The organism is Nodosilinea sp. FACHB-131 (genome assembly GCF_014695395.1).
Classification (GTDB): domain Bacteria; phylum Cyanobacteriota; class Cyanobacteriia; order Phormidesmidales; family Phormidesmidaceae; genus Nodosilinea.
Window position 1 is genome coordinate 1 of record NZ_JACJOF010000019.1, and the last position, 20,547, is coordinate 20,547.

The 20,547-nt window shown below is 53.7% G+C and carries 16 protein-coding genes; 8 read left to right on the forward strand and 8 right to left on the reverse strand.

Annotated elements, in window-relative coordinates:
- Positions 1-189: 189 nt before the first annotated feature.
- Entirely contained in the window at positions 190-747 is a 558-nt protein-coding gene (locus tag H6F75_RS12325) for a TetR/AcrR family transcriptional regulator (protein WP_190752637.1), read from the reverse strand.
- A 191-nt stretch (positions 748-938) separates the two neighbouring features.
- On the opposite strand from H6F75_RS12325, the gene H6F75_RS12330 reads away from it, so the two are divergent.
- Entirely contained in the window at positions 939-1,538 is a 600-nt protein-coding gene (locus H6F75_RS12330) for a glutathione S-transferase (protein ID WP_190752639.1), read from the forward strand.
- 6 nt (positions 1,539-1,544) lie between these two features.
- Entirely contained in the window at positions 1,545-2,519 is a 975-nt protein-coding gene (locus tag H6F75_RS12335; protein WP_190752641.1) for a pyridoxamine 5'-phosphate oxidase family protein, read from the forward strand.
- Between the two features lie 189 nt (positions 2,520-2,708).
- On the opposite strand, the gene H6F75_RS12340 is transcribed toward H6F75_RS12335, so the two are convergent.
- Positions 2,709-3,065, reverse strand: coding sequence for a hypothetical protein (locus tag H6F75_RS12340; protein WP_190752643.1), 357 nt, complete (start codon positions 3,063-3,065; stop codon positions 2,709-2,711).
- 505 nt (positions 3,066-3,570) lie between these two features.
- Here H6F75_RS12340 and H6F75_RS12345 point away from each other — a divergent pair.
- Positions 3,571-3,717, forward strand: coding sequence for a hypothetical protein (locus tag H6F75_RS12345; RefSeq protein ID WP_190752645.1), 147 nt, complete (start codon positions 3,571-3,573; stop codon positions 3,715-3,717).
- 300 nt (positions 3,718-4,017) lie between these two features.
- On the opposite strand, the gene H6F75_RS12350 is transcribed toward H6F75_RS12345, so the two are convergent.
- From H6F75_RS12350 to H6F75_RS12360, 3 genes are all read right to left on the reverse strand, one after another.
- The gene (locus H6F75_RS12350) at positions 4,018-4,962 is read right to left on the reverse strand and encodes a GxxExxY protein (RefSeq protein ID WP_190752647.1); all 945 of its coding nucleotides are present in this window, start codon (positions 4,960-4,962) and stop codon (positions 4,018-4,020) included.
- A gap of 216 nt (positions 4,963-5,178) precedes the next feature.
- On the reverse strand, positions 5,179-5,565 hold the full coding sequence (locus tag H6F75_RS12355; RefSeq protein WP_190752649.1) for a hypothetical protein: 387 nt from the start codon (positions 5,563-5,565) through the stop codon (positions 5,179-5,181).
- Between the two features lie 175 nt (positions 5,566-5,740).
- Positions 5,741-6,253: a transposase gene (locus H6F75_RS12360; protein ID WP_190752652.1), complete on the reverse strand. Its 513-nt coding sequence runs from the start codon at positions 6,251-6,253 to the stop codon at positions 5,741-5,743.
- A gap of 236 nt (positions 6,254-6,489) precedes the next feature.
- Here H6F75_RS12360 and H6F75_RS12365 point away from each other — a divergent pair, with 236 nt between their 5' ends.
- The gene (locus H6F75_RS12365) at positions 6,490-7,107 is read left to right on the forward strand and encodes a Uma2 family endonuclease (RefSeq protein ID WP_190752654.1); all 618 of its coding nucleotides are present in this window, start codon (positions 6,490-6,492) and stop codon (positions 7,105-7,107) included.
- A gap of 152 nt (positions 7,108-7,259) precedes the next feature.
- A complete protein-coding gene (locus H6F75_RS12370) occupies positions 7,260-7,751 on the forward strand; it encodes a TM2 domain-containing protein (protein ID WP_190752656.1) in 492 nt (163 codons plus the stop codon).
- 156 nt (positions 7,752-7,907) lie between these two features.
- On the opposite strand, the gene H6F75_RS12375 is transcribed toward H6F75_RS12370, so the two are convergent.
- The 3 genes from H6F75_RS12375 to H6F75_RS12385 form a co-directional block, all read right to left on the reverse strand.
- Complete coding sequence (locus H6F75_RS12375; RefSeq protein WP_190752658.1) at positions 7,908-8,780, reverse strand: MBL fold metallo-hydrolase; 873 nt, start codon at positions 8,778-8,780, stop codon at positions 7,908-7,910.
- 70 nt (positions 8,781-8,850) lie between these two features.
- On the reverse strand, positions 8,851-9,246 hold the full coding sequence (locus H6F75_RS12380) for a hypothetical protein (RefSeq protein WP_190752660.1): 396 nt from the start codon (positions 9,244-9,246) through the stop codon (positions 8,851-8,853).
- A 353-nt stretch (positions 9,247-9,599) separates the two neighbouring features.
- Entirely contained in the window at positions 9,600-10,922 is a 1,323-nt protein-coding gene (locus H6F75_RS12385; protein WP_190752662.1) for a Rieske 2Fe-2S domain-containing protein, read from the reverse strand.
- A gap of 469 nt (positions 10,923-11,391) precedes the next feature.
- Between H6F75_RS12385 and H6F75_RS12390 the strand changes: the two genes are divergently transcribed.
- From H6F75_RS12390 to H6F75_RS12400, 3 genes are all read left to right on the forward strand, one after another.
- Positions 11,392-14,013: a M1 family metallopeptidase gene (locus H6F75_RS12390; RefSeq protein WP_190752664.1), complete on the forward strand. Its 2,622-nt coding sequence runs from the start codon at positions 11,392-11,394 to the stop codon at positions 14,011-14,013.
- A gap of 62 nt (positions 14,014-14,075) precedes the next feature.
- The gene (locus H6F75_RS12395) at positions 14,076-14,783 is read left to right on the forward strand and encodes a class I SAM-dependent methyltransferase (RefSeq protein WP_190752666.1); all 708 of its coding nucleotides are present in this window, start codon (positions 14,076-14,078) and stop codon (positions 14,781-14,783) included.
- A gap of 555 nt (positions 14,784-15,338) precedes the next feature.
- Positions 15,339-20,378 carry a PAS domain S-box protein gene (locus H6F75_RS12400; protein WP_242019946.1) on the forward strand — a complete coding sequence of 1,680 codons (5,040 nt, stop codon included), beginning with the start codon at positions 15,339-15,341 and terminating at the stop codon, positions 20,376-20,378.
- The last annotated feature ends 169 nt before the right edge of the window (positions 20,379-20,547 follow it).

Below are 20,547 nucleotides of genomic sequence, written 5' to 3' on the forward strand. Positions count from 1 at the left end.
TGGCGTCGATGACCTTCTGACGCAAATCAAGGCTGTAGGGTTTGGCCATTGCACTCCTCACCGTGAGACTCCCCTACTTAGTCTATGTCCTAACCACCTTGACCATAGCTATACCACCTCTGGTTGAACCTTTGAAACAGCTTCAGAACTTGCAGTAGTTAAGGGAACGGTTGAGAAGTTCACCAGGGTTTAGCGGCAGAGCTGCTGGGGTAGGCGCTGCATGGTGCGCTTGAAAATGGCGGCATCGTTCATAGCCCGTGCCATGATCAGTGCGCCCTGAATGGCGATCAGAGCTTCTTCGCTACGTTCCTGGGCCAAGGATTCTGCCATACCAGCTTGAGTTAGAACGGCGGCGATCGCCCCCAGCCACCGTTGTAGCATGCCCTGCACCTGGGGCTGAAAGTCAGCCTTGGCGGAGCCCAGCATTAGCGAGGCGAGTATGCAGGGCTTTTGGCCGTGGCTGTAGGCCTCACAGATGCGATCGCCCATACGCGTCAACCGGGCCAGCGCATCTCCTTCACTTTCCAAGGCGTCTAGCGCCGTTGCTTGCAGCCACTGGTCGAGGGTGTCTAGCACCGTCGTCACCATGTCATCTTTGCCGCCCGGAAAGTGGTGATAGAGACTGGCCTTGCCCAAACCCGTTGCCTGGGAAATTTTTGACAAACTAACCCCGTCGTAGCCGTACTGCCGAAACAGGTCAAGTAGGGGCGGCACATAGGTCTGCTTAGCCGCAGTTGGCTTAGCCATTACCGCGCGTCTCCAAAAAATAGTTTTCACCTATTGACAGTATACCGAACGATCAGTACAGTGATTGTGTACCGAACGTTCGGTATGTAGTTCAGGGCTAACGTTGCCCTGCTGCTCACCAGCAAAATCGTGAGGGCATTAGTCCTGCAGCCTTTTCATCTCCCCCGCGCCCCTTTCCTAAGGAACCCACTATGATTCAGCTCTACGGTCACGAAGTCTCTGGCAACAGCTACAAAGTCCGTCTCTTTCTAGAACTGCTCGGTCTCGACTATGAATGGGTCAGGGTTGACCTGATGCAGGGTGCCCACAAAGCTCCCGAATTTCTTGCCCTCAACCCCTTTGGCCAAGTGCCAGTGCTGGTGGATGGCGAGGTTACTTTGGCTGATGCTCAGGCGATTTTGGTTTACCTGGCGCGGCAGTATGGCGGCGACACCTGGTTGCCCACCGAGGCGCTGCCCCTGGCTCAGGTGGTGCGCTGGCTCTCAACTGCTGCTGGAGAAGTGCGTCAGGGGCCTGAGAACGCGCGGCTTTACCATCTGTTTAAGGTGACCAATATCAACATTGAGCGATCGCATCAAAAAGCCGAGCACATTCTCACCCAGCTCGACAAGCACCTCCGCAGCCGCTTGTGGTTAGAGTTTGAGCGCCCCACGATTGCCGATATAGCGGTGTTCCCCTACGTGGCTCTGGCCCGCGACGGCAAAGTTGACCTCGATGCCTACCCCAACCTGCTCGCTTGGATTGAGCGCGTCAAGCAGCTGCCCGGCTTCATCGCGATGGCTGGGGTATAAAACGCCATGGCAAATCTAGGCTGGCCTCAGGATGACTCCCCTTTCCACGCCGGAGAACTGGCGATTCAGACCCGGCTGGGGGTGCAAGAACGCATGGATAGACAAGGGCGACGGATTATTCGAGACTACTTGCCTGACCAGCACCGCGAGTTTTTTGCTCAGCTATCCTACATTTTGGTGGGCACGGTGGCGAGTGATGGCCAGCCCTGGGCCTCAATTTTGGTCGGGGAACCGGGGTTTATCACCTCCCCCGATCGCCACACTTTGCACATTGCTGCTCAGCCTCTGTTTGGCGACCCACTGCACAGCACCCTAACGGTGGGAGCTGACATTGGGTTGCTCGGCATTGAGTTGCACACCCGCCGCCGCAACCGCCTAAACGGCACCATAACAGACATTCAGCCGGAAGGATTTACGGTGGCGGTGGGCCAGAGCTTTGGCAACTGTCCCCAATACATTCAGGCGCGGCAGTTTGATCTGCGCTCCTTTGATGCAGCGGCAGCTAAACCCGTACAGGCCCTGTCGATGCTGAGAGATGCGGAAAGGGCGCTGATCGCTGCTGCCGATACCTTTTTTATTGCCACCGCATATCAAAGTGCGTCGGCAGGAGCAGCCAGCGGTGTAGATGTGTCGCACCGGGGTGGCAAACCGGGCTTTGTGAGAATTGACGACTCGCAGACGCTCACGATTCCAGATTTTTCGGGCAACTTGCACTTCAACACCTTTGGCAATCTAGAACTCAACCCTCGCGCTGGGCTGGTCTTCATCGATTTTGACCGGGGCGACTTGCTCTACCTCAGCGGCACTGCCGAAGTGATTTGGGATGGCCCCGAAATCGTGGTCTACGAAGGGGCTGAACGTCTGCTGCGTTTCCATGTAAAACAGGGCTACCGCGTTGACGGTAGTTTGCCTCTTGCCTGGTCAACTCCAGAGGTTTCGCCCTTTTTGAATGACACGGGACCTTGGCGATCGCAGGCCTAGAGAACTACCCCAATAACAGGGGCATTGTAGTGTAATGTCTCCGCAAACCGAGTGATACCAAATAGGATTCGGTATCACAACCGTCCATTAGCGTACGGCTTATTCCAAAGCTAAACCCCTTCTGTCTTCGCAACGTGGTTGAGACAAAAGGGGTTTGAGTTGCAGCGATTTTCAAGAATTCCAAATCAACTAAGCGGCTTGAACTTGCCGGGGCTTTGGCTTTTTGCGATCGCTCTTGCGGGTGCCGCCAGCCATTTCGTATTCAGAGCTATCTTTGCCATACTTGGCGGCAACGGCCATCAGCATCAGCTCAGACAAGTCTCGCAGTTTTTTCTCGCCTGCCTGCACGCTATTCGAGGCGTTGTCTACCTGAGATAGAGCTTCGTTGTAGGTGGCAATATCGGCTCGCACAGCCTCAATCAACTGGTTATACTCGGCTAGGGTGAGGCCATTACCCAAATCTAAATTGGCCCCAAGCGAACGTAGGGCGGCAGCGCGACGCTGGGCCTGCTCTACTGCTTTCGAACTTCTTTTTGGTCTGCCCATTGGTCAAATACCCCCTAACGGTTTACCTTTCGACTATGGCAAATAGGCTTAATTTGTGAACTCCTAAGCAATACGGATTCTGTTCAGCACAAATAAACAAGGATTCTGCGTATTTTTAAGTAACGGAACGAGCGGCAGAGGTTTAGGGGTCAGCGAGCTTGATGACTCACGCCAAGCATCGAGTATTCCGTTTACTCAATCAACTACTGCAAAGGGGATGAGGGTTTAGCACCCTGGAGCATCGACAAAACCGGGGGGCGCATCGAATAACCTGAGCACAAAACTTGATTGCCGAGCTGCGTTACTTGATTACGATAGGCGATAGATAAGTAACGCTCGCAGAAAACTTGACTCTCTGATAGCGTTACTTATCTATGGAGTGCCATAGTTAAGTAACGCCTAAGTGAAACTTGATTTCGTTATAGCGTTACTTATGAATGGGGCTTGCTAATCAAGTAACGCCTGACTGAAACTTGATTTCCTCAATTTTTTGGTTTAGATCGGCTTGGCCCACAACTGGATGACTAGCACGGCGGCGATTCCTGCTCCGGGAGGCTTTCCTTCGGAACGCTTCGCAAACGCCAACGCAAAGCTAGAAGATATGAGCAGTGGGGCGATCGCCCCAGCAGTTGCCCTATTTGGCATCAAGTAGGGTGGGCACTGCCCACCACCCCATCAATTCACCCACCACTAACCCCTCCACCTCAAACTCAAGGGCATTTCAGCTTTAATAGCAGTTGCACCCTAGTGCAGGCGTTTTACATTGTCGGGTTCTGCAAAGATGGGTCTGCGGTTGAAGGTGACCAGGGTGATAAAGATTGCCCCGCCGGGAGTGTAGGCGCGTCGATAATCGGGCATTTGGGGATAGGGGAAGAAACTCTAAGGTAGTGTTTCCGATGGGTTGGTGATAGCTGGGTAGGGAGGTGGGCAGTGCCCACCCTACTAGCTTCACTCAATCTGCAATAGGCTGAGGTGGCAGGGGTGTCAAAACGAAAATCTTACTATTAAGAAGAGGATCACTCATCTCTTCAGCCCTTAATTCACCTCCGGTATCAGAAAATTGAAATAAAATACCAAGCTTGATATTTGTTAGTGACTGATATTTTGCTAATTGACTTACATCAATGACCGAATATTTGTTGAATCTTTTAATTTCAACAAGAATTTGGCTACTGCCGTCTGAAATCCTGAAATCAACACGAATATCTCCAATCTTATAATCATATTCAATTTCTATTTCTGGGAAAACTGATGCAAAAAATCCCATTATTTGTCCTGCGACATAACTCTCACTTAGCTTTATCTCTTCTGGGTTAAAAGAAAGCTGTTGCCGCGAAAATTCCTTGAAAATTTCAATGATCCTCTGAAAGAAATCTCCACTAACAAAATTGTCTACCTGGCTCCTGATTTCTTTCTTCTTTGGTTGAGATTCGATTTTTGTTTGGGAATAGGCTACTCTCTCACAAATTTGATCAAGCATAAGACAAGCGAAAGCTGTAACTGATACAATTGCCAAAAAAGCTTCGCTCTCATCAAAGTCAAGTTTATAATCATGGATTGAAGGATTCCTCCACTCTGTACGATAGTTTGTAAATTGAGTTAATACTCTTTGTCTAAAAATATTGTTTCTCTCAAAATAGCTTTCGATCTCAAAAGTATTTTTTCTGTCAGGACTTTTCTCGGCAAAAACTCTATAGGCTTCCTTTAAACTTCCTTCGAATGCTTGATTGGTACGGTAAATTGCATCCGTAAAAGCTGTTGAGTCGTCATTTTCCTGCCCTCTTAAGAGATGGCGAGATGCTGTCTCAATATGAAGGAGTACAGCGCTTAGGCCAGGAATATGTTCTCCTTCCTCAAGAATATCAATTTTAGAGCGAAGTATCTTGAGAAGATCCATTTTGTACTAATGATTATGAAGTCTAAAGGAAATGAACAAAAGATGCGTCCTGATAGCTTGATTGTCCATTTGCGCCCAATTTCAGCAGTGACAAAATGTACTCTTCCAATTCATCCTTGTGATTTCTCTAATTATCATTCTAATCCCTATTCGAAGCTCTTGCTAGCCTGAAACTTGTAAGGTGGGCAATGCTCACCTTACAAGTACTACAACTTGCTAAGATGTGGTTTCTATCTTCTTTATCCATGCATCAAAATCTTTTTTGTGATTGAATGACTTCAGATATGTTTCAGCGTACTCACCGTATAGTTTTGCTCCTTTGATAAAACCATAAGAGCCAGGATCATTGTCATAACTTCCACTGTATGGCGACACAATGTATATGCAGCCGAAGTCAGCTCCATACAGTTCGCAATGATCAAAAATGGGCAATAGCTTGGAGGGTCTTTCGTTATCTATATATTCGGAAATTCTAAAAAATTCAACAAAAGCATTTCTACATAAGATGATATTTTCTATTTTTGTATCATCTTTAACTTCATGATTTCCCCAATATGAGTCACTGAATATCTTGGGGTACTTTGTCAATTCGTAGTACTTCATTTTGAGGTGATCTCCGGTCAACATCTGTTTGTGATAGTGCTTTGGCTTATCCAGCACGCACTCTGAAAACCCTCATTATAGCCAGCTTGTAGGGTAGGCATTGCCCACTACCCAACTATCTACTCACCACCAACCCCTCCCCCTCAAACTTAAACGCGATGTCTTTTCCTCCGCACTAGCATCCCCAATCCTCTCCATAAAACCCCTCCCTGACAAATCGCCGAAAACTCGAAAACTCCCACTGATGGGGGCACTCTACCAACCCATGCTTCACCGGGTTGTAATGCAAATAATTGATGTGCCCCACCCAATCAGCCTCATCGCGAGTGGTGTGCTCCCAAAATCGTCGTTGCCATACATTGCTTTCCCGTTGCCGTTGACGAGAAATACAAACATCCTGCGGTAGCGCACAACTTCCCTTGAGCGATCGCGTAAACAACACCTTTAGCTGTCCGACTCGCTTTGAGTAATCATCATCGCCCTGGGGCAAGGTCCACACAAAATGAATGTGGTCGGGAAGCACAACAGCGGCTGTAATGTCGAAGGGCATTTCAGCTTTAACAGCGGCTGTAGCCTGGCGCAGGCGTTTTACGTTATCGGCTTCTGCAAAGATTGGTCTGCGGTTGAAGGTGACCAGAGTGAGAAAGATTGCCCCGCCGGGTGTGGAGGCGCGTCGATAATCGGGCATTTGGGTAAGGGAAAAGGCTCTAAGGTAGTGTTCCCGGTGGGTTAGTGATGGCGGGGTGGGAAGGTGGGCAGTGCCCACCCTACGATACTTCCCTGCTGAAATGGGCCAAAAGCGATATGGGTTGTGGGCTAGAGGCGATTGAGGCAGCGATCGCAGCTCTGAAGTAGGTGAACGGAAACTAAACATAGCGATGGAGTTAAGCTAGGATCTGCGCTTCCTGCATAAGCCATATCCCTATGGTCACTGTTCCTCTCCCCGATGCTCAGTTAATGACCTTCGCCGAGTTCATTGACTGGAAACCCGACAACCGCCGGTACGAACTTCACCACGGCACCCCGATTGAGATGCAACCCACTGGCGACCACGAAGAAATCATTTCCTTTTTGAACTCGGTGCTCGTTCTGGAAGTGCATCGGCTGCAACAGCCCTTTATGCTGCCCAAGCAGGCGCTAGTCAAACTGCCCGGTGAAGATACCGCCTACCTGCCTGATGTCTTGCTGCTCAACCGCGACGCCCTACCCCATGAGCCCCTTTGGAAAAAGGCTTCAACTGTCACACTAGGGGCTTCAGTGCCGCTGGTCGTAGAAGTCGTGAGCACCAACTGGCGCGATGACTACGGCAAAAAGCTAGTGGATTACGAAAACCTAGGCATTGCCGAATATTGGATCGTTGATTACCTGGGCTTAGGCGGACGCCGCTACATCGGCAACCCCAAGCGGCCTACCCTATCGATCTATCGCCTGGTTGAGGATGAGTACCAGGTCAGCCAGTTTTGCGGCAATGAGCCCATTCGCTCTGAGCTATTCCCAGACCTATCGCTATCAGCTGAGACCATCTTTCGAGCTGGCCAGTAAAAAGGGTTACCCTACAACTCAATCACGGTATTACGGGACGGTTACAGGGGCAGCAATCCCAAAAATCGACTGTCTATAATGGGCTCTAGGTAACTGCTGCGAGCCAATCTCAGGTTTGCTGCCCCCACAATTGGTCTTTTCAGAGACACACCATGGCACGAGCAAAAACTGAAACAGCCTACATGCTCTGGACGCTAGGTCTCTTGGGTATCTGCGGGTTACATCGGTTTTATGCCGGGCAGATTGTCTTGGGAATTGTCTACCTGTGTACCTTTGGCTTGTTTGGCTTTGGCCAACTCATCGATCTGGTGCTGGTGCCCGGTATGGTCAAAACCCGCAACGACCAACTGCGGCGAAAGTACCTGGCCGAGTGGGGCGAAGATGGCCTGGCGATGCCGGTACCGATAGAGCGAACTTTGGTCACGGCCCAGGCGATCGCACAACCCAAAGAAGACCCAATGCTGCTGCTGCTAAAGGCCGCCCACGCTAACGGGGGCAAGCTCTCCAAAGCACAGGTGGCACTGCACACCGGACTGAGTACAGAGCGAGTAGAGGCCCTAATTCAGACCGCTCTGCACAGCGGCTATGCCGATGTCACCAACGATCCAGAATCCGGAGCAGTGCGCTACGTCTTCGATCTGTAGAGACTCAGTAGATCGAAAACAAGCTTTTCTGACGAGATCTGGCCCCCACCCTAAATCCCTCCCCCAAGCTGGGAGAGGGACTTTGAAAAGTGTTCCGGCTCCCCTCTCCTCCCTGGGAGAGGGGCTGGGGGAGAGGGCTAGCAAGGACTTTGCAATCTACTGCGCCTTCATCCAGTCGAGGCATTTCTGCATGTGCTGGCGCATAGTGGCCTTGTCGGCGTGATGGCGGCGACCGTGGCCGGGCAGCACCCACTCAAAATCGTAGGCGGCTAGTCTTTCCATCGACTTGGTTTGCTCAGGCCAGGAGTACCAGCAGACGGAGCGAAAGGCGTGAAGCTGATGCAGCCGCACCGACCAAGCCAGGTGATCGCCCGTAAACAGAACCCGGTTGTCGTACAGCAGCACCGTATGCCCCTTGGTGTGCCCCGGCACGGGAATGATGGTGAGGTCGGGCGCTAGCTCGACCGAGTCGGTGCCTTTGAGCTGAATTTCGACCGAGGCGGTGCCACGGCCGATGTCATCGGCGTGGAGGATGCGATCGCAGCCAAACCGCTCATGAAACTGCTGGTGATCGGCCACATCATCCTGGTGGGTGAGGTAGAGATAGCGCACGCCGCCTAGGGCTTCGAGCTGCTTGACCAAAGGAGCGGCAAAGCGGGGCGAGTCGACCAGCACGTTGCCCTCAGGTCGCCGAATCAGGTAGCTAGCCGCCCCGTAGGATTTTTCGGAGTGGTAGCCGCAGTGATAAACGTTCTCAGTGACGAGAATCGGGAAACTTGCCTGGGCCGCTTTCATATCTTTGGGCGGCTCCACGGTGCCGATGGAGGCCGTGGGGCAGGCCAGCACCGCCTGCAGCGCGGCCAGCCGCTCGGCCTCTGTTTTGGGCTGGTGGAACACCGCCGATTGCTCATCGTCGCGGCCAAAGATGTCGGGAGCCATCCAGCGGCAGGTGTCACAGTCGATGCAGGAGCTATCGACGTAGATATCGCCGTCTACGTTTTGGGGTCGGCGGGCGGTGAGGTGAGCCATAATTATTACCCATCAATAGGTTGAGTCTATCGCTGGGGCTGGGCGGTTGTGGGGCAGCGTGTAAACAGAGTTAACCTCTGCCAAAGAGCCGCTTCAACGGATTTGAGGCAATTTGCCCCAGCGGGGTGCGCTGGCGCTTAGCCGCTTGCACCGGGTCGTCAGCGGTGAGAACGTCAACGGCGCGATTGAACTGTTTGTCGCTGTCGGATTGACTGGTGCTAGAGGCAAAGGTGGCAGCCGGTGCGCTTGTGTTGCCTTGGGTATCTGACAGAGCCGTTTGGTAAGCCCGATTTAAGTTTGGCAAACTGGCCGCGATCGCTGGCAGTTCCAAAATTCGAGCCTCTAGATTTTGACCGATGGCGTGAATTTGTTTTTGCAGCCCCTCTGGCAATGCGTCGTCTTGCTGACCCAGGGCGGTGATGAAAGCTGTCAGCGTTTTTTCTTGTTGAGAATTTAAGGTAGGCATGATTTTAGGATCTAAACAGTACTGTAATAGGGGCGATCGCAGAGCACTGTGATGGAGCGCTCTAACGCATTAAAACCAACCCCGATGGCGCGTTGGGCTATGGCTAAAACACAACCTATAGCGCTGCTTAAATCGAGGTTTTCGATTTAAAGTCTTGCTCTTTGATAGTAGGAAACTTTGTCAGCGGTGATGGCGGTTCATGACATAAATCCCACTTTAGGCAGAGCCGCCTTCTGCACCGAATGGCTGATGGGCCCAGCGAAAGAGGCACTGTATGGGTTCCAGAACTGACCCCCTGAGCCAGCGGCAATAGGGAGACTGTTTAGACGTGTAATCCAGCCGACGAGGTGCGGCTAGCGGTGTTCGGCATGGATGTAGTCAACAAACCAAAACTTGGGTTCTAGCGCAAAGCGCAGCCAGGCAGCACCCCCTAGCCCCAACAGGCCTAAACTCACCAGGGGCAGACCAGGCCAAAGCCGCCAGGTATCGGGCAATATGGCCACCAGGGCCAAGCTAGCGACAAAGTAGATTAGCAGGCCCCATTGCAGGCGTTGAATAGTCTTTAAGGCATTACGGCAGCTGTGGCAGTGCTGCGTATGCTGATGGTAACGATCCAGCAGCTGGCGATGATCTAGGGATGAGGCAGCTAGATTCAGGGCTTGGGGTTGCCTGAAGGGATGGTCAGGCAGATAGCGATCGCACCATTTGCGAAACTCAATCACAACGCGATCGGCGGCAGTGGGCAGTTTGTAGGCCGTCTTCCAGTCCTGGGTTTGCAGCTGCTGTTGCAACCGTTGCGCCTGCTGCAGCAGCAACACCATGTCGCCATCCAGCACGGCATTACGGATTTGAGTATGGTTCCACCAGCGGGGAATCACCCGGTGTAGGGTCAACGCAAAATTGCGGGGAAACTGAGCCACAATCCGGCATTTGCCGGGAACCGTTGGTACGCAATAGGTGACCAACCCCACTTGCTTGCCCTGATCGCCAAAGGAAATCGCATATTCGACCCGACAGGGGGGCTCAAAGGTAATGTGGCTACTGAACCGGCCGGTGGATTCAGCTTCAATTCGTTCTGGCGTCGAGGTGAGGATTTGCAGCGGCAGCGGCGCTGCCTGGGAGCGCTTGCCCTGAACGCCATGGTGGGCAAAGGGCACGTGGGTGGGGTCAACCACGTTTTCGACTAGGGTCTGCCAGTCATATTCCAGGTCGCGCACGTAGGAGTCCCACACAAACCCTTTGCTGGCATCGATTTGAGGCGACAAAGGCAGTGGAGTTTGCTGCGCCAACTCAGCACTCTCGGCATCGGGCCAGACCCAGAGCAAATCGTTCACGATCTGGGTGGGTAGCACCGTGGCACAGAGCTGGGGCTGCTGGTCGGGGTGAAAATCGGCCTCGGCCTGGGGAACCGATCGACACACTCCCTGACGATCAAACTGCCAGCCGTGATAGCTGCACATCAGGTGGCCACTCTGTTCGTCGATTCGGCCTTCACTGAGCGGGGCCAATCGATGGGGACACTGATCGACAAAGGCCTGATAGGTGCCGGAATGCCGTGGTTGCCAGATCACGACCGGCACTCCCACTATCGTGACGGCTGTGGGATAGTTGGGCCTGAGGTCAGCGACGGGAGTAACGGGATACCACTGCTGGTTGAAATTGAAGAATTCTGTCATCGGTAGGGGCGATCGCGCGCTTGAGTCGACTAACAGTTACAAACCGCCCACCCTCACACCAAACCAGGGTCCGCAGTTCTTGATGACTGTAGCAGGTTGACCCTGGCTAAGGGACAAATCGCAAAAAACGTGAGGTATGTCTGACATCCTTTCTACCGACTACACCCGGTGCACCGTTATGTAGCCGTCGCCACGGCGGTTAAGAGCCTACGAGCGATGGCTTGTAGCCAGTTCGCGGTTCCAAACCTGACTACAAGCGGTCAAGACTGCCCTCAGTGAATTGGCCAACGCTATATGTCGCTAGCCAAGGCTTACTTAAGCAATGTCACTCTGACTACGGTCTAGAGTAATTCAGAGTACGATAGCTCTATGCCAGTCAGGGTTAGACTGTTTTGCCTGGGGCAGTACGCCATATTACTGTTGCCCCTGGCTTTGGAGCGATCACGTCACACAGAGGTTTACTGGTCCTATGCCCAACGCTCACCGCGCTTTTCAAATCGAAAGCTTGCAGACCGACAATAACGGCTACAAATCGTTTGAAATGCCGGGGGCCAAACCCCACTACAACCCCGATCGCCCTGGCCAGGTCGAACACATTGCCCTCGACCTCAGCCTCGACCTGGAGCAAAAGGTCTGCGAAGGCACCTGCAAAATTCGCATCAACCCCGTGCGCGACGGCGTCGATAGCCTGACGCTAGATGCGGTGAACCAGCAGATCGAATCGGTGAAGGTGGGCAGCGCTAAGCAAGACTTTGACTACGACGGCGAACAGTTAATCGTGCGGCTCAAGAAACCCACGATCGCCGGGGAGAGCTTTACGGTGGCGATCGCCTACCGCCTGGTGCAGCCCGAGCGCGGCATCTACTTCATTGGCCCCGACAAGCACTACCCCGACAAACCCGTGCAGGTGTGGACCCAGGGCGAAGACGAAGACTCCCGCTTCTGGTTTCCCTGCTTCGACTATCCGGGCATGCTCTCCACCTCAGAGATCAAGGTGCGGGTGCCCGCTGCCTATCAGGTGGTTTCCAATGGTGAGCTGATAGAAACTAAGGAAGACGGCGACCACAAGATCTACCACTGGCACCAGCAGCAGGTGCACCCCACCTACCTGATGGCCCTGGCCGTGGGTGAGTTCGACGTCATCCAAGACCAGTGGCAAGAGATTCCGGTCACCTACTACGTCGAGAAGGGCCGCAAAGACCAGGGCCAGCTCACCATGGGCAAAACCCCCCGCATGGTGGAATTCCTCAGCGAAAAGTACGGCTACAAATACGCTTTCCCCAAATACGCTCAGGTGTGCGCCGCCGACTTCATCTTTGGCGGCATGGAAAATACCTCGGTGACCATTCTCACCGATCGCTGCCTGCTGGATGAACGCGCCGCGATCGACAACCGCAACTCCGAATCCCTGGTCGTCCACGAGCTGGCCCACCAGTGGTTTGGGGATTTGCTGGTGATCAACCACTGGAGCCACGCCTGGGTGAAAGAGGGCATGGCCACCTACTCCGAAGTGATGTGGACCGAGCAGGAGTATGGCCCCGACGATGCCGCCTACTACCGCCTGGGCGAGGCCCGCAGCTATCTGAGCGAAGACAAGAGCCGCTACCGCCGCCCCATGGTCACCCACGTCTATCGGGAGGCGATCGAGCTGTATGACCGCCACATCTACGAAAAAGGGGCCTGCGTCTACCACATGATTCGCGCTGAGCTGGGCGATGCCCTGTTCTGGAAAGCGATTCGCACCTTTGTGCAGAACAATGCCCATCAGACGGTGGAAACCATTGACCTGCTGCGGGCGATCGATAGGGCCACTGGCCGCAACCTGCGGCCCCTGTTTGATCAGTACGTGTTGCGCGGTGGCCACCCCGATTACAAAGTGGCCTACAGCTGGGATGGCGACAGCAACCTGGCCAAAGTCACCGTCACCCAAACCCAGGCCAAAGACGGTGACACCAGCAGCACCAGCGGTCTGTTCGATCTGAAAATTCCGATTGGCTTTGGGTTTGTGGGCAAAGGGAAGTCTGGCAAGGTTGAGGTCAAGCCATTCACCGTGCGCATCCACGAGCGCGAGCAGGCGCTGTTCTTCCCCCTCGACAAAAAGCCCGACTTCATTAGTTTTGACATCGGCAACCACTACCTCAAGACCGTCGAGCTGGAGTATCCGGTAGCGGAACTCAAGGCTCAGCTCAAACACGACCCCGACCCCCAATCGCGGATTGCGGCGGCGATCGCCCTGGCCAAAAAAGGCAGCCTCGAAGCCGTCACTGCCCTCAGCGCCGCCCTTACCGACGAACCCTTCTGGGGCGTCCGCGTCGAAGTGGCTGAACAGCTGGCTTCGGTGAAGCTCGATCAAGCCGTTGGTGAACTGCTCAAAGGGCTGCAAGACCCCGAAGCCCGCGTGCGCCGCGCCGTGGTGGACTCCCTTGGTGACATCAAAACTGCCGAGAGCTTTAAGGCACTCAAAAGCATCGCCGAGAAAGGCGACCCCAGCTACTACGTCGAAGCCGCCGCCATTCGCTCCCTCGGCAAGGTGGGTGCGGCTGATCTGGAGGGCAAAGCCAAAGACAAGAAAACCCTCAAGCTGCTAGAGAACATTCTCAAAGAGCGCCAGGGATGGAATGAGACGGTGAGATCGGGGGCGATCGCAGCTCTCAGCCAGTTTAAATCGTCTGAAGAAGCGCTGGATCTGCTGCTCAAGTACACCGAACCCGGCACTCCCCAAGCCCTGCGACTGGCGGCCATTCGTTCCCTGGGGGCGATCTCCAAAGGCCAGAGTAAGCCCAACGTAGAGCGCATCTTGGATCGACTGGAGACTATTGCCGGCGAACCGTTCTTCCTCACCCAGGTATCGGCGGTGTCGGGCCTGAGCGGCATAGAGACTGGGCGGGCGATGGGCATTTTGCAGAGCCTGGCCGATCACACCCCCGATGGCCGGGTGCGCCGCCGCGCTCAGGAAGCGGTGCAGGATGTTCAGAAAGCGATCGGCAAAGACAAAGCGGTAGAAAAGCTACGCCAGGAGCTGGACGATCTGAAGAAATCCAATCAGGAACTCAAAAGCCGCCTCGAAACCTTGGAGGCGAAAGCAAAGTGATACTGTACTGTCATTGCTTTGCGTGACGCGTCTCAGCTACTGCGGCCTTCTTCGCTTTCATCATGCAAGATCAACAGTCACCCATTCTGTTCGACCAAAAGGTTGCGGCTTCCTACGACGGGAAAACCGCTCTTTGGGTATCGGGACGCGATGCACTCTTTTCGTTGATACGCCTGATTTTCGCTGAGCTTCCGGCTGAGGCGCGGATTTTGTGTGTCGGCGTCGGAACCGGAACGGAGCTGATTGCTTTGGCACAAGCCTTTCCGCAGTGTCAATTCACGGCGGTCGAACCTGCGCCTGCGATGCTAGACATCTGCCGTCAAAAGGCCGAAGAAAACGGCATTGCCTCGCGCTGCACGTTCCACGAAGGCTATCTTGACTCGCTGCCCGCTTCTGACCCGTTCGATGCGGCAACTTGTCTGTTGGTATCTCAATTCTTTAAAGAAGCGGACGAGCGGAGCCACTTCTTCAGTCAAATAGCCCAACGCCTTTGCCCAGACGGAATTTTGGTTAGTTCTGATCTAGTTCTAGGCTTGTTGCCTCCGGTTCATCAAAGCTTGTTTGAAGTTTGGCTGCGAATGCTCGGAGGCTCCGGTTGGGGTGAAGAAGACATTGAGAAGGTGCGCGCTGCCTGGCGTCTGCATATCACGGCTTTAACTCCGTCTGAAATTGAAGCAATCATTGCAGCAGGCGGCTTTGATACTCCGGTACTGTTCTTTCAAACCCTGTTTATTCACGCCTGGTTTTCAAGGCGAAAATTGCCGGGCTAAAAGAGTTGCTGCATCTGGTCTTGCCCCGAGTTGTACAAAAAGTGAGGCTGTGCTGGCTTAGCAAAAATCTCAGCCATAGGAGTATTAATGCTTAGCAGTATTGGCGCGCTTAGGTGTAAAAAAGCTGAAGAAATCGGCAGAAACTGGGGGTTGCTTCTATGGTGAAGAGGACGACAGCAGAAGCGTTATAGGCGTTACTCACCTATTCCTGTAACCCAATGAGTATAATCTTAAAACCCTCGCGCTTCAGGGTTCCATTGGAGGGGTACTAGGGAGGCGACTACCGTGACAATGTCTGAGCAGGTTCTCCCCTGGATCGCTACGCTTGATAATACTCTTTGATATTTAGAATATTTTTTTCTATTCGAAATATTTCAAACTCTGTAGCTTCGCGTCACGTTACTTTGCAGGTTAGGTTTCTACATGCCCATTCACCGAACACTTCTTGTCATTGCTGACTCAGAGGAAGGGGACCAAGGCTACAGGCAGCAATTACAGCAGGATAGGAGTGTTGAGTACAGCATCTTGTCGGAGCCGTATCAGCCCTCCGCGTGGATGCTGTCGGCATCGCAGGCGGTTGATGGCATTCTACTAGGCCTTCACCGTCCTCAGTCCAGTAGCGTCACGGTGCTGCGGCTCTTGCAGGAGCAAATGGGCGATCGCTGCCCCCCCATCATCGTAGTTGACCGCGATGATGCAGAGCTAGCCGTGCGGGCATTCAAACAGGGGGCTGCAGACTACTTGGTGCAAGACCGCATGACGCCCGAGGATTTGCGCCTGGCCATGCGAGACGCGATCGAAAACGCTGAGCTACGCCAGGAACTACAGCGCAGCCAGGAGCAGTTTCAAACATCGGTGGAAAACATGCTGGACTGCTTTGGCATCTTTTCAGCCCAGCGAGACGAGTCGGGGCAGATCGTAGACTTTCGCATCGACTATCTTAACCAGGCGGCCTGTGAAAACAACCGGATGACCAAAGAAATGCAGCTTGGTCGAGGGTTATGCGAGGTGCTGCCCGCCCATCGTGAATCGGGGTTGTTTGAGGAGTATTGCCAGGTCGTCGAGACGGCTGAACCGTTGATTAAAGACTCCCTCGTTTACGGGGATAGCTATGGCGATGACAATAAACAGCAGCTGGTTCGAGCGTTTGATATTCGCGCCGCCAAATTGAAGGATGGCTTTGTTGCCTCCTGGCGGGATGTGACGGAGCATAGGCAGCTAGAGCTGCAGTTGAGCCAGACTGTGGCCAATCTGCAACGGCAAGAGACAGCGGTTCAACAGCTCAACCAAGATCTGACCAACCGGGTTGCTGAACTACAAAGCCTGTTAGACATCATGCCGATGGGAATTGCGATCGCCACCGACCCCACCTGCGCCCAGATGCACAACAACGCCTACCTGCGGCAGCTGCTCGGCGTTAGCCCTGACAGCAATATCTCCAAGAGCGCACCCGCCAGTGAGCAACCTTCCTATCGGGTGCTTCAAAACGGTCAGGAAATTCCTGCTGCTGAGCTACCGATGCAGGTGGCGGCCCGGCTAGGGGTAGAGGTGCGAGACGCAGAGTTTGACATTCTGCTGCCCAATGGCAAGGTACACCAGCTGCTTTCCTATGCCACGCCCCTGCGAGACGAGCAGAACCAAATTAGAGGGGTTGTCGGAGCCTTTTTAGACATTACAGATCGCAGCCGGGATGCTGCTGAACTCAAAGCCAGCCAGCAGCGCTACCGGGAGCTAGCGGAAGCCCTGCCGCAAATGATCTGGACTGCCGATGCTGCTGGAATTGTCACCTATCGGAATCAGCGCTGGTATGAATACACGGGGTTGAGTGAAGCCGAGTCGATCGGCATTCCGACGGCCAATGCTGTTCACCCCAACGATCGCGATCGCGCCTTAGCGCAGTGGCAGGAGGCAATCGCCAATGGAGAGCCATTTGAGACGGAATGCCGCTTTCGCCGTTGGGATGGGGTATATCAGTGGTTTATCTGTAGAGCCATGCCGACTCGTGATGGTCAAAACCAAATTGCCAGCTGGATTGGCACCATCACAAACATTGATGACATCAAGCGCAGCAAGGCGTTGTTGCAGCGACAGCTGGCGGAAATCGAAGCGATTTATCAGTCTGCCCCCATTGGCCTGAATGTTCTAGATACAGACCTCCGCTTTGTGCGGATCAATCAACAGCTAGCAGACATCAACGGACTACCGATTGACGCCCATATTGGGCATACGGTACGGGAACTGTTCCCCGATCTGGGGGACACGATCGAGCAACTGCTACACCCGATGCTGGAAACGGGAGAACCGCTGCTCAATGTCAAAATTCAGGGTGAAACCCCAGCGCAACCTGGCGTACAGCGCACCTGGCTAGAACATTTTCTGCCCTTAAAGGTGAGCGGCGAGGTGGTTGGCATCAGCACCGTTTGCGAAGAGATTACGGAACGAGTTGAGGCAGAAGCAGTCTTGCGTCAAAGCGAAGAACGCTTTCGTCATATGGCAGACAATGCGCCAGTGATGATTTGGGTGACAGACTCCACGGGCTACTGTACCTATCTCAACCGGGGCTGGTATGACTTCACCGGACAAACGGAGCAAACCGGTTTGGGGCTAGGTTGGCTCGATGCTGTGCATCCCGATGACAGCGAATCTGCCAAGACCATCTTCTTAGAGGCAACCGAACGTCACGCCGCCTTCCGGTTGGAGTATCGCTTGCGGCGCAACGATGGGGAATATTGCTGGGCGATCGACGCAGCCAGTCCCTGGTTTGGTGGGGACGGGGAGTTTAAGGGCTATATCGGCTCTGTGATCGACATTAGCGATCGCGTGCGCGTCGAAGAAGAGCGCAAACAAGCCGAGGAAGCACTGCGGCTCTCGGAGGAGCGCTACCGCGCCCTGTTTGAGAACATGAATCAAGGCTTCTGCATGGCTGAAGTGCTGTTTGACGCAGACAAACAGCCCATCGATTATCGGTTGTTAGAAATTAACTCAGTTTTCGAAAAGCACTCAGGTTTGAAAGATGCTCAGGGCAAGACAGCCCGCGAGTTGCACCCAGAACTGGAACAGTACTGGATCGACCTCTATGGCAAGGTTGCCCTGACGGGTGAACCGGTTCGTTATGAAAACTATTCGGAAGCATTGGGTCGGTGGTTTGATGTGTCTGCCTTCCGCATTGGGCAACCTGAAAGCCGAAAAGTTGCTATTTTGTTTGAGGATGTTAGTCAACGGAAACAAACAGAAGCCGCTTTACAAGCCAGTGAAGAGCGTTACCGATCGCTGATCGAAGCCACCGCTCAAATCATCTGGAATGAGCAAGGCGATCGGGGCGAGTTTCTCACCCCGCAACCCGCTTGGAGCACCTTTACCGGGCAAACCTACGACGAACTGAAAGGCTGGGGCTGGCTCAACGCCGTGCATCCCGACGATCGTGCAGCCACCACTCAAGCCTGGTCAATTGCCTTAGAGAACCGTAGCCTTTATGAATCTGAGCATCGCCTGCGCCGACACGATGGCGTGTATCGTCACATGACTGTGCGAGCCGTGCCTGTGTTTGAGGAGAATGGCGCAATTCGAGAATGGGTCGGTGTTCATAGCGATATGACCGAGCGCAAGCAGGCCGAAGTCGCTCTGCGCCAGAGTGAAGACCGCCTTCGCATGGCGCTCGAGTCTGCCCAGCTAGGCACCTGGGACTGGAATCTGATCACCAACCAACTTACCTGGGATGCGGGTTGCAAAGCGATGTTTGGGTTGCCGCCCGAGGCAGAGAGCAGTGTAGAGGTCTTTTTTGAGGGACTGCATCCCGACGATCGTGAACGCTTAGAACAGGTCGTGCAGTGGTCCTTCAACCCGGCCAGCGGCGGCAGCTATGACACAGAATATCGAACCATCGGCATTCAGGATGGGATTGAGCGCTGGATTGCCGCCAAAGGGCAAACCTATTTTGAGGCGGACGGGAAGCCGCTGCGGTTCATTGGCACGGTGATGGATATCACCGCTCGCAAACAGGCGGAGGAAGCGCGACGCGAGAGTGAAACTCGATTCCGCACCCTCACCAGGCACGCCCCGGTCGGCATCTTTATGACCGATCCAGACGGCAACTGCCTTTATGTCAACGAACGCTGGTGTGAGATAGCAGGCATGTCACCCGAAACCGCTCAAGGTACGGGATGGGTGTCTGCGCTCCACCCTGACGATCGAGAGCGGGTTGCAGACGTATGGTATCAAGCGGCTCAAAATGCACAGGTGTTTGTGGCTGAATACCGCTTTCAAACCCCGCAAGGCAAAGTAACCTGGATTCAAGGAACGGCGACCGCCCTACAGCGCGAAACAGGTGAGGTTGCGGGCTACCTAGGTACGTTGACCGATATTACAGATCGCAAGCGAGCCGAAGCCGCCCGCGAACAGCTCTTTCAGCAAGAGCAAGCCGCGCGGGAAGCGGCTGAACGCGCCAACCGAATTAAAGATGAGTTTCTGGCCGTGCTTTCCCACGAGTTGCGATCGCCGCTGAATCCCATCCTGGGTTGGGCAAAGCTGTTGCAAATGCGGAAGCTTGACGACGCTAAAACGGCTGAAGCGCTGGCGACGATCGAACGCAATGCCAAATTGCAGACGGAGTTGATTGACGACCTGCTGGATATTGCCAAAATCCTGCGCGGCAAACTCAGCTTAAATGTCGATTCTGTCAATTTATCGTTTGTCATTAAATCGGCAATCGAAACAGTTAGCTCAAACGCTGCTGCTAAATCAATTTCGCTACATTCAATGTTGCCCAATATTGGGCAAGTGTCTGGTGACGCTGCGCGCTTGCAGCAAATTGTCTGGAACCTGTTGTCTAACGCTATCAAATTTACTCCCAAAGGTGGACAGGTTGACATCTACATGGAAAGGGTTGGCCACCAAGCAGAAATTACTGTAAAAGACACCGGCAAAGGGATCAACCCAGAGTTTCTTCCCCATATTTTTGAGACCTTCCGGCAAGAGGACGCCTCGATTACGCGCCAATACGGCGGGTTAGGTCTAGGGTTAGCTATTGTTCGTCAGCTGGTTGAGGCTCACAATGGCACAATCACAGCCGAAAGCCCCGGTGAAGGGTTTGGAGCTACCTTTACCGTTAGATTGCCCCTCCTGAATGTTACCCCGGCAATTCAACCGGCAGATGGGAGGCCACAACAGGAACTCAATCTTGCCGGGATTCGAGTGCTGGCCGTCGATGATGAACCCGATGCCCGTGAGCTATTGACGGTATTACTGACTGAATATGGAGCAGAAGTTCTGGCGGTTGCCTCCGCATCAGAAGTGCTAGTCAATTTGGAATCGTTTCAACCCGATGTGCTAGTCAGTGATATTGCAATGCCTGATGTGGATGGCTATGCTCTGATTCAGCAGGTGCGAGCCTTACCGGCTACAAAAGGGGGACAGATTCCAGCGATCTGCCTTACCGCTTATGCCAGAGAAGAAGATTGCCAGCGATCGATCAGGAGTGGTTTTGCCAACCATGTCGCCAAACCGCTGGAGCCAGAACGCTTGGTTCGAGCTCTGATGACCGTCACAGGTACCAAGTTGAACCATGCTGTCACCCAAAATCGTTCAATAGACTCCTAAAACATACAATTTCTGTTCAAGGTCTCTCTTCCAGCTCGGCCTACCGTGTATACCCATCTCGGCCCTCACCCCCTCAGTCCCCCTCTCCCAAAAATGGGAGAGGGGGAGGCCAGCCCAGGCTTTCCAGCTCCCCTTTTCCCGCTTTGGGAGAAGGGGTTGGGGGATGAGG